The sequence below is a fragment of the Photobacterium japonica genome (genome assembly GCF_050337005.1).
GTDB classification, from domain to species: domain Bacteria; phylum Pseudomonadota; class Gammaproteobacteria; order Enterobacterales; family Vibrionaceae; genus Photobacterium; species Photobacterium japonica.
The window spans coordinates 1-15086 of sequence record NZ_JAKJSN010000031.1; the positions used below are offsets into that span (position 1 = coordinate 1).

Sequence of the window (15086 nt, forward strand, 5' to 3'; positions counted from 1 at the left end):
CCCTATGCCTCCTTACCCCCGTCCCCTGAACTGGCGGATATCACCCACCCCACCATGGCGGCCGCGGCAGATGAACGCTTATGGTTTGTTATGCCAGCACATTGGCCGCACGGTGCTCCTTGACTGCCGCTCATGTATAAACTGAAAGCCGAGTTCGGTAAATGGGCATTAAAAGTGGGCATAAAAAAACGCCCGCAGATGCGGGCGTTTTCAATGCGCTAAGGGGTTACTGATAGTGAGGCTTATAGGCCCGCGTCAGCAAACACCTTACTCACGATGTCCTGTGCTTCTTGTTCGATCAACGCAAGGTGATCTTTACCTTTGAAGCTCTCACAGTAAATCTTGTAGATGTCTTCCGTGCCTGATGGACGTGCCGCAAACCAACCGTTCGCTGTCGTCACTTTCAAGCCACCGATTGCCGCGCCGTTACCCGGTGCATGCGTCAAACGTGCCGTGATCGGATCGCCAGCCAGCGTTTCTGCCGCCACCATTTCTGGGGACAGTTTGCTCAGGATCGCTTTTTGCTCACCGTTTGCCACCGCTTGCAGACGGTTGTACTCAGACGCACCGTGTTTCGCGGCCAACTCGTCATAGTACTGCTGCGGGTTCTTACCGGTGACAGCCGTAATTTCAGCCGCTAGCAAGCAAAGCAGAATACCGTCTTTGTCGGTAGACCACGGTGTGCCGTCCATGCGAAGGAACGATGCCCCTGCACTTTCTTCACCACCAAAGCCCAGCTCACCGCTGTACAGACCATCCACAAACCACTTAAAGCCAACAGGCACTTCGCACAGCTCACGACCCAAATCCGCCACAACGCGGTCAATCAGGGCGCTGGATACCAAGGTTTTCCCAACGGCAACCTGCTGGCGCCACTCTGGGCGATGACGGTAAAGGTAATCAATACATACCGCCAAGTAGTGGTTCGGATTCATCAGACCCGCAGGGGTCACGATGCCGTGACGATCGTAATCCGGATCGTTACCAAACGCTAAGTCGTAGTTGTCTTTGTGTGCCAACAAGCCCGCCATCGCATAAGGCGATGAACAGTCCATACGCACCACACCGTCTTTGTCTAGCGACATAAAACGGAATGACGGATCAATCGATTCATCCACCAGCGTAAGATCAAGGCCATAATGGGCCGCAATATGACGCCAGTATTCAATGCCCGATCCACCCAGTGGATCCACACCGATCTTCAGGTTAGCTTGCTGAATAGCCGCCATGTCAATCACGTTAACCAGGTCGTCCACATACGGGGCCACCAACTCACGCTCTTCAACAAAATCGCTCGCCAACGCGTCAGCAATGGAAACACGCTTCACATCCACCAAACCGGCTGCGATGATCGCATTCGCACGGCTTTCGATCGCTGTCGTCAGCGCACCTTCAGCCGGGCCACCGTGAACAGGGTTGTACTTAATACCGCCGTCCTGTGGTGGGTTATGTGATGGCGTGATCACGATACCATCGGCTTTCGCCTCATTGGCAATGTTATGACATAGAATGGCATGGGAGATCCCAGGGGTTGGCGTGTAGCCTCGGCCCGTCTGGATCACCACATGTACACCATTTGCCACTAACACTTCTAACGTAGAAGTGAATGCAGGCTCTGACAATGCGTGTGTATCTTTACCCAAGAAAAGTGGCCCCGTGACACCATTGGCAGCGCGCACTTCGGCAACGGCTTGAGCAATCGCCCAAATATGGTGCTGGTTGAACGTCCCTTTATCCGCCGTACCACGGTGACCCGAGGTACCGAACGCCACTTGTTGCTGGAGATCTTCCGCATCAGGTTCAATTAAAAAGTAATTAGCCACTAACGCTGGAATATTATACATATCTTCTTGCTGAGCACGCTGCCCCGCACGAGGATGAATCGCCATTAACCTGTCCTTGTATGAAGTTAGGCAAAACGCCTATTTAGATTTCACCGCAAACTTTTTCAATGATGTCTGAACCGAAGTGCATCTTAACCATCAATTGTTCGATCATCTGACGTTTACGATCTGTATTCGTATTAGTAATGACCCAAAACGGGGTTTCAGGAATTGACTTCGGCTTTGTCGTTTTACCACTGGCTAACAGCGTTTCTGCACTCTCGGCAAAATAAACGCGTGTACGCCCTTTGATGGCAGCCGCTTCTGTAAAGCCTTGCGGATCGATACGATAAAGCGAGGACAACACCAACATAAAGCGACCAATCGCTTTTTCTTGTGCGGCAAATTCATCCGAGATCAACAGTGAACGCATTTCTTTCACGCGATCGGTATGAACAACATTGCCCGCATCTTTGCTAACCACGATCCCTTTCGGACGTACCGGCAGCACAACATCTTGCGGCAATGTGCCGAACGTTTGATCTGGCATCATCAACAAGCGACGCAAAATATCAGATGCGCTCTCACCGATGTGTTGCGTTTGGCTGGCGATATAACGATATAGCTCGTCGTCTACCTCAATAGTCTTCATCGTAGTGTTCATTATCGTTCCGTTTAAAAATCACGGTGAGATTATAACGTGATCCGAAGGTATACTCTACGATAAAGCGTTAACAACAAGAGAAAATAGTCAGTGAATCTTCATTACCACGTCGAGGGAGAAGGCGATGCGATCGTGCTGATCCATGGCCTGTTTGGCAGCGCCGACAATCTGGGGTTACTCGCCAGATCGTTGAAAGATAACTACAAAGTGATCAGTGTGGATCTGCGTAATCATGGTCGATCCCCGCACAGCGAGACCTTTTCCTATCAAGCGATGGCACAGGATGTGCTGCAAGTGATAGATCATCTTGATCTGCCACGCTTCTCGCTAATTGGTCATTCTATGGGCGGTAAAGTCGCCATGGCTCTCACCGCCCTCGCCGCACCACGTATCCGCCATCTGTTAGTGCTGGATATCGCCCCTGTTGCTTATCACGAACACCGCCATGAAAATGTGTTTGCCGGCCTGCAAGCGGTCAACCAACACAGCGTCAATAAGCGCAGCGAAGCCGATCAGTACCTTGCTCAGCATGTGATGGATCCGGGTGTGCGCCAGTTTCTGCTCAAATCTTTCACCAAAATGCCGGAAGGCCATTACGCTTGGCGATTCAATGTTGAAGGCTTAATTGCCAACTACGCGACCATCATGGGGTGGCCTGAGATCCCCGCTTTTCATGGCAACACCTTGTTCATGAAAGGCCAGCTCTCCGACTACCTGCTGCCAGCGCACCGCAAGGCTATTCAACGCCAGTTTCCTACCGCCAAAGCGCACCAGGTGGCGAATACGGGACATTGGCTGCACGCAGAAAAGCCGGAGACGGTCAATCGTATCATTTTGAACTTCTTACAGACGGCTTAACGTTAACAGGCTGGTATTGTCTGTGCTATAGTCGCGCCTAGCTCAGTGTTAACACAGGCCGTAGGGAGACGCACATGTTGTACGAGCATATGGACTTGCTGGAATCCATCGGATTGGATTTATTGTTTGCCGCTATTTTTTTCTTTATCGGTATGGCCATCCGTGATGTCCTCAAGCAAGGCAATGTCCCCCCTTTTGGTCGAAAGATTGTCTGGCTCGTCCTCTTTCTTGGCTGCGCGGGCTTTATCACCAAAGGGGTGATCCAGATAAGCTGGGAAGGTGCTGGCCTAGGGTAATGGGTTGGATGGCTTCATCTGAAACCAACTCCTCTCTGTTAACGCTGAAACCAATTTTTTCTTATGTTCATTACGCGTATGCGCATAAGATGCTTGGGCTTGCTCCAAGCGAGACATTCTGTCTATCGTTAACACTTACGTTAACGGTCAACAATTAATACGGGTAATTTCTACTATGGCGAGTGTAGGACTCTTCTTTGGTAGCGACACAGGTAACACTGAAGCCGTCGCTAAAATGATCCAGAAACAGCTGGGCGACAAGCTGGTTGAAGTCAAAGATATTGCAAAAAGCAGTAAAGAAGATATCGATAACTTTGACCTGTTGCTACTGGGTATCCCTACTTGGTATTACGGTGAAGCACAGTGTGACTGGGATGATTTCTTCCCTGAACTAGAAAACGTCGACTTCTCTACCAAGCTAGTGGCTATCTTCGGCTGTGGCGATCAGGAAGACTACGCAGAATACTTCTGTGATGCGATGGGCACCGTACGTGACATCGTTGAAGGTCGCGGTGCGACTATCGTCGGTCACTTCTCAACAGAAGGTTTTGAGTTTGAAGCGTCAAAAGCCTTGGTTGATGACAACCACTTCATTGGTCTGTGCGTCGATGAAGATCGCCAGCCTGAACTCACCGCTGCGCGCGTTGAAAAATGGGTAAACCAGATTTACGACGAAATGTGTCTGGCTGAACTGGCTGACTAAGCACACCGAATATTGCACGCCAGGCCTCATACCTGGCGTTTTTTTTACCCTTATTCGAAGTGAGTACGATTAGCATTTTTATTCCACCTTTGTAACGTTCACGGCGTTGCAACAAGTCCTATCGTTCACCACGCCGCCTCGATAACCGTCATAAAAAACAGACATCAACAGGGAAACCCCCAGCCCACCTCTCACTCTTACGCATTGCAATCTTCAATAACGACGCATTCTGGCTAAAAATAATGACGGTATGCCGACAGCCCCCCCCATCAAGCTGACGCATACATATTTACAACACCTGCATAACAAAAAGAAAAGTTAGATATCAGCAAGATTGACCTGTTTTATGGTTTATTGTTACCTTGTCGTCACTTATAATGTGGAAAGAAGAGAAAGACTACCGCATCATGTGGGTGCGGCTAGCCAATAGGAAACTCGAATGTCAGATAATAATCACGCACTCAAACAAGCAGGCCTAAAGGTGACGCTTCCACGTCTTAAAATTCTGGAAGTTCTCCAGCAACCTGACTGCCAACACATCAGTGCTGAAGATCTTTACAAAAAGCTCATTGATATCGGTGAAGAAATTGGCTTGGCGACAGTATATCGTGTACTTAACCAATTTGATGATGCAGGTATTGTTACCCGTCACCACTTTGAAGGGGGTAAATCGGTTTTTGAACTGGCCACCCAACATCACCACGACCACCTTGTGTGTCTTGATTGTGGCAAAGTGATTGAATTTTCAGATGACGTGATTGAAAGTCGCCAAAAAGAAATTGCCGCTAGCTTCAATGTTCGCCTGACCAACCACAGCTTGTACCTGTACGGGCATTGCATAGAAGGCAACTGCAGCGAAGACGAATCGTTGCACGATCGCAAATAATCCGCCTTCAAAATAACGGGGAATCCTCTCGCTCATCATTCCCGGTTTGATTTTCAGTGATTATATTGCAAAAAAAACCAGCCTATCGGCTGGTTTTTTTATTGGCTTTCATTGGCAAATACGGCTTATTCGCCGATTTTCGCCCATGTGTCACGCAGGCCAACAGTACGGTTAAATACCAAGGCATCAGCGGTTGAATCTTTGTTATCCACGCAGAAGTAACCCATACGCTCAAACTGGTAAGCCTTCTCTGCTTCTGCTGATACCAATGCAGGCTCAACAAAACCGTTCATCACGGTCAATGATTCAGGGTTGATCACAGAAACGAAATCTTCTGCCGCACCTGGGTTAGCCACGGTGAACAAACGATCGTACAGACGGATTTCAGCCGGAATACCCTGCTCTGCAGATACCCAGTGGATCACGCCCTTCACTTTACGGCCGTCCGTTGGGTTTTGGCCCAAGGTTTCATTGTCGTAAGAACAGAAGATTGTCGTGATATTGCCTTCTGCATCTTTCTCGATACGTTCTGCTTTAATCACGTATGCGCCACGTAGACGCACTTCTTTACCCAGCACCAAGCGCTTGTACTTCTTGTTGCCTTCTTCACGGAAGTCTTCACGTTCAATGTACACTTCACGCGTAAACGGCACCTGACGCGCACCCATTTCAGGCTTGTTTGGGTGGTTCGCAATGTTCAACATTTCTGCTTCACCGGTGAAGTTTTCAATCACAACTTTAACCGGATCAAGCACTGCCATTGCACGTGGTGCATTTTCGTTCAGATCGTCACGAATACACGATTCTAGTGAGCTGATTTCGATGGTGTTGTCTTGCTTAGTCACACCAATACGCTTACAGAATTCACGCATAGAGGCCGGGGTGAAACCACGGCGACGCAAACCAGAAATCGTCGGCATACGTGGGTCATCCCAACCAGACACCAATTTCTCAGTCACAAGTTGGTTAAGCTTACGCTTAGACATCACGGTGTATTCCAGGTTCAGACGGCTAAACTCGTACTGATGCGGCTGGCAATCAATGGTGATGTTTTCCAGTACCCAATCATACAGACGACGGTTGTCCATAAATTCAAGGGTACAGATAGAGTGCGTAATACCTTCTAGCGCATCAGAAATACAATGCGTGAAGTCGTACATTGGGTAAATGCACCACTTGTCGCCAGTCTGATGGTGGCTCGCAAAACGTACACGGTAAAGCACAGGATCGCGCATTACCATGAATGGCGATGCCATATCAATTTTCGCACGAAGGCACATCTTGCCTTCTTCAATTTCACCATTCTTCATTTTGTCGAACAGTGTAATGTTCTCTTCTACGCTACGATCGCGGTAAGGGCTGTGCTTACCCGCTTCGGTTAGCGTACCGCGGTACTCGCGCATTTGCTCTGGACTTAGCTCATCAACGTACGCTAAGCCTTTATTAATTAATTCAATAGCAAACCCGTGCAGCTTATCGAAGTAGTTTGATGAATAACAAATCTCACCGCTCCACTCGAAGCCCAACCAGTTAACATCGTTCTTAATAGACTCAACGTACTCGATGTCTTCTTTCTCAGGGTTCGTGTCGTCGAAACGTAAGTTACATTGACCCTGATAGTCCTGAGCAATACCGAAGTTCAAACAAATAGATTTCGCATGGCCGATATGCAGGTAGCCATTTGGCTCTGGCGGGAATCGGGTATGTACGCTGGTATGTTTGCCACTGGCTAAATCCGCATCAATGATTTGACGGATAAAGTTTGATGGACGAGCTTCAGATTCACTCATCTAGTTACACCTCGTGTGCTGACAGGATTTTTAAGTCCTCTATCATCCATAAATCGGGGGCACTACTCAACAAATAGTATGCATTGTTTGTCGATATGGATAAAAAAACCCCGCAAAATGCGGGGCTGGAAATTATCGGCCTGTAAGAATGGCCTTCTTGATCACTGACTCACCGAGACTGACCCATAAAATGGTGCTCGGTGACCGTCAATTACAGCGTGATCACACGGCTGTAACGCTGACCGTTCGCGCTCACCGCACGCACTGACACCTTGCCAGATACAGCCGGTTTGGCTTTCGCGTTGTACGTTGACCAGCTGTTACCACCGTTGGTTGAGTACTGTAGCGGTAGACCCGGCATGCTCACGTTCATGTGCAATACGCCGTTTTCAATCTTCGCACCCGGTACCGGTACACGGTACTGGATCCCTGCCGCATCCAATTTCGCCAACTCACGCTGACCCAATAGGTTTGCAAAACGTGACCAATCGCTGTGTAACGCGATTTTGTTTACGTAATTTGTCTCTTGCGAGAACTCCAGACCTGGCTGGTAATCACGTTCCCAATCGCCTTTATGCCATGCACGCTCAGCAGCCGCCAATACGCGAGGGAAGACCATGAACTCATACTGTTCGTCAGTACGTACGGTTTCGCTCCATAGCTGTGCAGATAGGCCATGGAAGCCCTTACGTGGCGCTGCTTCACCTTTACTGGTGAAACCGTTACCGTCACGGTCTACCGATGTTTCCGCATTCTGAGGCAAGTTTTCTGGTGCAAACCCGAACATCTTACGTGTATCGGTCGCACGTGTTGCCCAGTAGTAACCGCGCTCTTCAGGATCCACTTCGTACGGCATATCCAGGTAAACGTAATCTGGGTTAGAGATGATCATGTCATACCCCTTTGCCGCCCAGTCGTACGCAGACGCACCGCCGCCCCAATATAGGGTATCCCAGAAGTTAACACGCACGTTGTCGGTCGCGAATGACTGTGCATCTTTCGAGTACTTCAGGCCATCCTGCCATGCTTGGAAATTCTCGATGCCTTTCGCTGCCACGACTTTACTGACTTTCTCAGCAAAGTAGCTTGGTAGGTGGCCGTAATCCGATACCACGCCCTTGGCAATGGCTTTCTGACACATTGGAGACTGTGCAAATGGCTTGTCTTGCTTAGACAGATCCAGATCGCCTTTCCAGTCCACTTTGTCAGCGGCATTCACGTCTTGGAAGCCTGCGCCCAATTTGATGTTTTTCGCTTCATCACCACCAAAGTGCCAGGTATTCAGTGGCATACCGACTGCACGGTGCATTGCAGCCACTTCAGAGATCACTTTGTCGACAAAGTTCAGCGACGAATCCATACATGGGTTGATAAAGCTGCGCTTATCGTAGAACTGTACGGTGGTCACGTTAGACGTATCTTGTGGATCCATCAGACGGTACTCGTTGGCGGCAGCCAAGTCGCCCGCTTCTGCCAGACGCTTGTAACGCGCTTCCATTGCCACAACCGCGGCACGTGAGTGTGCCGGCATGTCAATTTCAGGGATCACTTCAATACCACGTGCTTTCGCGTATTTCAGGATATCCAAGTAATCTTGTGTACTGTAGTAGCCAGAACCGAAGTTATCGCTCTCAGGGCCTGAACCTAGCTGAGGCAACAAACACGTTGTTTCAGACAGGTCATGACAACGCTTGCCACCGATATCCGTCAGCTCTGGCAAGCCAGGGATCTCGATACGCCATCCTTCATCATCCGTCAGGTGGAAATGCAGTTTGTTCATCTTGTACGCGGCCATTTGGTCTAGCGTACGAAGAATCGCGTCTTTTGAGTGGAAGTTACGGCCAACATCGACCATCACACCACGGTAGTCAAAGCGCGGTGCATCCACCACTTTCAACGTTGGGATCGTTTTGTCTGCGCCCGTACTCGCCAATGACATCAATGACTGCAAGCCATAGAAGGCACCGTCAGCATCATAACCCACGATCAACGTTGAACCATCGCGAACGTCAAGCTGGTAAGCACCAGAGACTTTGGTCTCTTTGCTAAAGCGGCTTGGGTCAAGGATCACTTCTACTGGGTATTGACCGTTGGTCTTGATGCCCAAGGTCGCCATACGGCTAACAGCCGCATCCAGCTTCTGAGCGGTCAGTGCTTTGTTTTCAATACGGATACCCTGTGCCAACGACACCGTGTTACCCGTTAACGTGGTGCTGAGTGGCGTAGGCACAATGGTACCGGCCAACGTTTCTGATGCAATCAGATCCACATCGCTGTTTTTCTCAAAACGCGACTGGGCTGTCGCCAGAATGTTGTTATCCGTTGGGGTACGCTTCCAGTTATCGCCATCAATTGGATCCAAGTAAGCCGATGGATCTTCATGATCAAGGCTTTCTAGTGTTTTTGGTGTCGAGTCACCGGCAATCACATAGGCACGCGGCATAAAGTCATTTTCAAACAACGTCCAGTATTCACCGATGTAAGGGATCACCACCTTTTCACCCGCCGCGAAGCCTTTGAACTTCTCGGTTGGCTCTAGGGTATGAAGGTCACCGGTAATGTGTGTGACTTTGAATTGATCATTCTGTACATCCAAAATCATACGGATGCTGTGGAAATAGATTTTCCAATCCGTATTGTCAACCGCTGGACCGTTGTTTGTCAGCGTCAGATTAATCACATCACACGATGCCCACTCAGCCTCTAGCTGGCGACATTCAAGGCCTTCATTGGCCCCGTGATTGGTGATGACTTTGTAGTTCACACCCAAGTTGGCCGCTAACGTATCAGCCACCTGCTGGTCCGTCATCACGGATGGACTTGGCGCGTTTGACGCACAGCCCGTTGCCACGAGGGCCACGACTGATGCCAATAAACTTAGCTTAAATGTTCTCACGAGTAACTCCTTTCCCGAATATCCTCAGCCAACATCAAAGATCTGTACTGAGGCAAAATAAAACATAAATAACAAACAAAACAATAATCTGAAACTGCAGACACAACTTATCGCCCTTTGATTCAAACAGCGTCTGAAAGGGGATAGCATTCCAATAAGAGTGTTGTAGTAACAGATGATTGTTCAGTCGAGGGGATCATCGGCCTTCGCGTGGAAGGCCGATGTATTACGATTAATTATTTAGCGTGAAATAATTAAGGCAGTTTTACTGAAGACAGGTCTTCTGATGGAGAGACTTTCTTCATTTCACCCGCTACGATTTCAGCCAGTGGGCCAAGAATCACCTGCAGATTGTTTGAACCTAGTTTAACCACACCCATCGCACCCAGTGCTTTCAGTGTTTTCTCGTCAGCTAGGCTGCTGTCTTTCAGAGTTAGACGTAGACGCGTGATACATGCATCAATGTTTTCTAGGTTAGATACGCCACCCAGAGCTTTGATGTATTGCTTCGCCAGTTCGCCCGTCTCTTTTGAGCCTTGAACGTCGCTCACTGTTTCGTCGTCATCTTCACGGCCAGGCGTCTTCAGGTTGAACTTCACAATCACCGTACGGAAGATGGTGTAGTAAAGACCGAAGAATACAAGACCTTGAACAATCAGCATGTACCAGTTAACCGCTAGTGGGTTACGCGTAGATAGAACCATATCTACTAGACCTGCCGAGAAACCGAAACCTGCAATCCACTGCATGCTTGCTGCGATGTAAACAGATAGACCTGCTAGCGCGGCGTGAAGCACGTATAGGCCAGGTGCTAGGAACATGAATGAGAATTCTAGTGGCTCAGTTACACCCGTGAAGAATGATGCGAAGCCCGCTGCGATCATGATAGAAGCAACTTTCTCTTTGTTCTCAGGCTTAGCGGTGTGGTAGATAGCCAATGCCGCACCTGGTAGACCGAACATCATGATTGGGAAGAAGCCCGCCTGGTACATACCTGTTACACCAACAGTTGCTGTACCTTCAGCGATAGACTTTGCGCCACCAAGGAAGTTAGGAATATCGTTAATGCCTGCTACATCGAACCAGAATACTGAGTTCAGTGCGTGGTGTAGACCGACAGGAATCAATAGACGGTTGAAGAATGCGTATAGACCCGCACCCATCTCGCCCATACCCTGGATGCCTTCACCGAATGTCACTAGGCCACCGTATACTGCAGGCCAGATGTACATCAGTACGAATGCAATGAAGATACCGGCGAAAGACATCATGATTGGTACTAGACGCTTACCAGAGAAGAATGATAGCGCCTTGTGCAGCTCAACGGTTGAGAAGCGGTTGTAAATTTCTGCAGCAACGATACCAACAAGGATACCGACAAACTGATTATTAATTTTACCGAATGCCGCAGGAACGTCTTTTAACTCGATACCTTGAATCTGTGAAACGGCACCTGGTGCTAGCAACGTGGTAACCACCAAGAAGCCAACAAAACCAGAAAGTGCAGCTGCACCGTCTTTGTCTTTTGACATACCGTACGCAACACCCACGGCGAAGAGTACAGACATGTTATCGATAATTGCCGCACCGGCTTTGATCAAAAAGGCTGCCAGTGCACTGTTTGCACCCCAACCTGTTGGATCGACCCAGTAGCCAATACCCATTAAAATTGCTGCTGCTGGTAGCGTTGCTACCGGCACCATCAGTGCTTTACCTACTTTTTGCATATATCCAAGAATGTTCACCCTATAGTTCCCCCTATGGTTTTCTTAGACGCGATGTGAGTTACTTTTTTTAGTTACTCGATTAAGTTATTTGCAGTTTAAGAAATTAATTTCGCCCCGCAAATTAAAAGGTCATCATTTGTGATCTTTATCACCTGTAAGGGCAATAAACAGGCGAATTTGCTAGCTCGATCATAAAACTTATTTTATTATCCAAAACAAAGGCGATAACACGCTAAGATTTTCCCGTATTTTAACTTGGAATGAGGTGTCACCGTGAGACTAATCCCACTCAATGAAGCTAAAGATGTAGGTTTGTGGTCTGCTCGCTATATTGCTGATCGTATTAATAAATTCGAGCCATCTGCCGAGCGTCCGTTCGTGCTAGGCTTGCCAACCGGTGGCACTCCGCTAGCAACCTACAAGCGCCTGATCGCGCTTTATCAAGCAGGTGAAGTAAGTTTCAAACACGTTGTGACTTTTAACATGGATGAGTACATCGGCATTCCTGCTGATCACCCAGAGTCATACCGCAGCTTCATGTACAACAACTTCTTCAATCACATTGATATTCAAGAAGAAAATATTAACCTTCTGAACGGTAATGCCGAAGATCACGCCACTGAATGCCAGCGCTACGAAGACAAAATTAAGTCTTACGGCCGCATCAATCTGTTCATGGGTGGCGTGGGTAACGATGGTCATATCGCATTCAACGAGCCAGCATCATCATTGGCTTCTCGTACGCGTATCAAAACGCTAACGGCTGATACGCGCATTGCGAACTCTCGCTTCTTCGATGGCGACATGAACCAAGTACCTAAGTACGCACTGACTATCGGTGTCGGTACACTGCTTGATTCTGAAGAGATCATGATCCTTGTAACAGGTCACAACAAAGCACAAGCGCTGGAAGCAGCGGTAGAAGGTTCTGTCAATCACCTATGGACAGTCTCTGCCCTACAACTTCACCCTAAATCACTGATCGTTTGTGATGAGCCTTCAACTCAAGAGCTCAAAGTGAAGACCGTTAAGTACTTCCAAGAACTTGAAGCTAACAATATTTCGCACCTGTAACGAAGGATTGATCCATGTACGCACTGACCAATTGCCGTATTTTTACCGGTAGCGATGTGCTGAATAACTACGCCGTCATCATTGACGGCGTAAACATTCATGCCGTCTGCCCTGTGGCAGAGCTACCTGCCGACATTGAAACACGTGACCTTGACGGTGCCAATCTGGTACCGGGCTTCATTGACCTACAGCTCAATGGCTGTGGTGGCGTGATGCTAAACGATGTAATCAATGCCGACACGATTCACACCATGCACCTGGCTAACCTGAAATCAGGTTGCACCAGCTTCCTGCCTACGCTGATCACCTCTTCTGACGAAGACATGAAAGCCGCGATTGTCGCACAGCGTGAGTACCAAGCGAAATACCAACATCATTCATTAGGTCTGCACCTTGAAGGTCCTTACCTAAACGTAATGAAAAAAGGCATTCACTCGGTTGATCACATCCGTCGTTCTGATGACACCATGATCAACACCATCTGTGAAAACGCTGATGTCGTGACAAAAGTGACACTGGCACCAGAGCTAAACCCACACGCACACATCGAGCAATTGGTTGAAGCGGGTATCGTGGTGTCTGCGGGCCACACGAACGCGACCTATGTAGAAGCACGTGCAGGCTTTGCTGCGGGTATCACGTTTACCACTCACCTATTCAATGCGATGACCCCCATTACAGGGCGTGAGCCGGGTATGGTGGGCGCGATTTATGATACGCCAGAGGTTTACACTGGGGTTATCGCGGACGGCTTCCATGTTGATTACGCCAACATCCGTATCGCTCAGCGCATAAAAGGTGACAAACTTATTTTGGTTACCGATGCAACTGCACCTGCAGGAGCGGACATGGATCACTTTATTTTTGTCGGTAAGAAAGTATATTACCGTGATGGTAAGTGTGTGGATGAAAATGGCACACTTGGTGGTTCGGCACTCACGATGATTGAAGCAGTTCAAAACAGTGTCGAACATGCAGGTATCGCCCTGGACGAAGCGATTCGTATGGCAACCCTTTATCCAGCTCGCGCCATTGGCGTGGACAAGACATTGGGAGCTATCAAAAAAGGCATGGTCGCTAACCTGGCTATTTTTGATCGTGACTACCATGTTCGGGCGACTGTTGTTAACGGCGAATACGAGCAAAATTAACTATGACTGGCGGACAAATTGGTAATGTAGATCTGGTAAAGCAGCTGAACAGTGCAGCGGTTTACCGGCTCATCGACTTGCAAGGCCCTATCTCACGTATTCAGGTTGCTGATGTGAGTCAGCTTGCGCCTGCAAGCGTTACTAAAATTACCCGCCAATTGCTTGAGCGCGGCCTGATCAAAGAGGTCGCGCAACAAGCATCTACCGGCGGTCGACGAGCGATCTCTCTGACCACAGAGTCGGCCCCGTTCCATTCGATAGCGATCCGTTTAGGACGTAACTACATCGAAATCACGCTCTATGATTTGAGCGGCAAATTCATCGCAGGCAACGCCCATCCTTTCAGTTATACCAGCCAACAAGTGTTGGTTGATGGTCTGCTTGAACATATTCGCCAATTTATTAGCGAAAACCAGCCCGCAATACGCGAACTCGTCGCCTTTGGCATTACGCTGCCTGGCTTGATCGACCCTGAAAAAGGGGTGGTCGAATACATGCCGACCATTGATGTCGATAACTTGCCACTGGCGGATATTATCTCCGATAAATACGGCGTGCCCTGTTTTGTCGGTAATGACGTGCGCGGCCTCGCATTGGCGGAACACTATTTTGGTGCTAGCCGCGACTGCAAAGACTCGATTTTAGTCAGTGTGCACAACGGTACCGGTGCCGGCATCATTGTGAACGGCCAAGTCTTCCTTGGCTTTAACCGCAATGTCGGTGAAATTGGCCACATCCAAATTGATCCACTCGGTGACAAATGTCAATGCGGTAACTTCGGCTGCCTTGAAACCGTCGCGGCCGATCCTGCCATTATTCACCACATTCAAGATCTGCTCGATCAAGGCTACCCAAGCAGCCTGCAAGATCTCGAGTCACTGACCATGCCCGCCATTTGTGACGCGGCCAATCACGGTGATGAATTAGCGACTCAAGCACTGATCAAAGTCGGCAATCAGCTCGGCAAAGCCTTGGCCATGACGATCAATTTATTCAACCCGCAAAAAATTGTTGTCGCCGGCAATATCACGCATGCCAAAGACGTGATTTTCCCTGCTATTCGCCGCTGTGTGGAAACCCAATCACTCTCAACGTTTAATAAAGATTTGCCAATTGTCGTGTCAGAGCTGTATACCCAGCCAACCATTGGCGCCTTTTCGATGATTAAACGTGCCATGCTCAACGGCGTCCTGCTGCAGCGTCTCTTAGAAGACTGAT

The 15086-nt window shown here is 48.8% G+C and carries 12 protein-coding genes; 7 read left to right on the forward strand and 5 right to left on the reverse strand.

What is annotated here, in order from left to right:
• Window positions 1–242: 242 nt before the first annotated feature.
• Together pgm and seqA are read right to left on the reverse strand one after the other, a co-directional pair.
• A complete protein-coding gene (pgm, locus tag L4C36_RS13195) occupies window positions 243–1889 on the reverse strand; it encodes a phosphoglucomutase (alpha-D-glucose-1,6-bisphosphate-dependent) (protein WP_428478272.1) in 1647 nt (548 codons plus the stop codon).
• 37 nt (window positions 1890–1926) lie between these two features.
• Window positions 1927–2475 carry a replication initiation negative regulator SeqA gene (gene seqA / locus L4C36_RS13200; RefSeq protein ID WP_428478273.1) on the reverse strand — a complete coding sequence of 183 codons (549 nt, stop codon included), beginning with the start codon at window positions 2473–2475 and terminating at the stop codon, window positions 1927–1929.
• A gap of 102 nt (window positions 2476–2577) precedes the next feature.
• Here seqA and L4C36_RS13205 point away from each other — a divergent pair, with 102 nt between their 5' ends.
• The 4 genes from L4C36_RS13205 to fur all read left to right on the forward strand — a co-directional run bounded on the left by L4C36_RS13205 (window position 2578) and on the right by fur (window position 5230).
• The gene (locus L4C36_RS13205; RefSeq protein WP_428478274.1) at window positions 2578–3345 is read left to right on the forward strand and encodes an alpha/beta fold hydrolase; all 768 of its coding nucleotides are present in this window, start codon (window positions 2578–2580) and stop codon (window positions 3343–3345) included.
• Between the two features lie 74 nt (window positions 3346–3419).
• A complete protein-coding gene (locus L4C36_RS13210; protein ID WP_428478275.1) occupies window positions 3420–3641 on the forward strand; it encodes a DUF2788 domain-containing protein in 222 nt (73 codons plus the stop codon).
• 175 nt (window positions 3642–3816) lie between these two features.
• Entirely contained in the window at window positions 3817–4344 is a 528-nt protein-coding gene (gene fldA / locus L4C36_RS13215; protein ID WP_428478276.1) for a flavodoxin FldA, read from the forward strand.
• Window positions 4345–4783: 439 nt separating this feature from the next.
• A complete protein-coding gene (gene fur, locus L4C36_RS13220) occupies window positions 4784–5230 on the forward strand; it encodes a ferric iron uptake transcriptional regulator (protein WP_428478277.1) in 447 nt (148 codons plus the stop codon).
• 125 nt (window positions 5231–5355) lie between these two features.
• On the opposite strand, the gene glnS is transcribed toward fur, so the two are convergent.
• The 3 genes from glnS to nagE form a co-directional block, all read right to left on the reverse strand.
• On the reverse strand, window positions 5356–7020 hold the full coding sequence (gene glnS, locus L4C36_RS13225; protein WP_428478278.1) for a glutamine--tRNA ligase: 1665 nt from the start codon (window positions 7018–7020) through the stop codon (window positions 5356–5358).
• Between the two features lie 211 nt (window positions 7021–7231).
• Entirely contained in the window at window positions 7232–9916 is a 2685-nt protein-coding gene (locus tag L4C36_RS13230) for a beta-N-acetylhexosaminidase (RefSeq protein ID WP_428478279.1), read from the reverse strand.
• Between the two features lie 254 nt (window positions 9917–10170).
• Window positions 10171–11661, reverse strand: a complete 1491-nt coding sequence (gene nagE / locus L4C36_RS13235) for an N-acetylglucosamine-specific PTS transporter subunit IIBC (RefSeq protein ID WP_428478280.1) — start codon at window positions 11659–11661, stop codon at window positions 10171–10173.
• A gap of 255 nt (window positions 11662–11916) precedes the next feature.
• Between nagE and nagB the strand changes: the two genes are divergently transcribed.
• From nagB to nagC, 3 genes are read left to right on the forward strand one after another with little or no spacing between them, the layout of a single operon-like run.
• Window positions 11917–12717 (forward strand): glucosamine-6-phosphate deaminase, encoded by an 801-nt coding sequence (nagB, locus tag L4C36_RS13240; RefSeq protein WP_428478281.1) that lies wholly within the window; start codon window positions 11917–11919, stop codon window positions 12715–12717.
• Between the two features lie 14 nt (window positions 12718–12731).
• Entirely contained in the window at window positions 12732–13868 is a 1137-nt protein-coding gene (gene nagA / locus L4C36_RS13245) for an N-acetylglucosamine-6-phosphate deacetylase (protein ID WP_428478282.1), read from the forward strand.
• Between the two features lie 2 nt (window positions 13869–13870).
• Window positions 13871–15085 carry a DNA-binding transcriptional regulator NagC gene (nagC, locus tag L4C36_RS13250; protein WP_428478283.1) on the forward strand — a complete coding sequence of 405 codons (1215 nt, stop codon included), beginning with the start codon at window positions 13871–13873 and terminating at the stop codon, window positions 15083–15085.
• The last annotated feature ends 1 nt before the right edge of the window (window position 15086 follow it).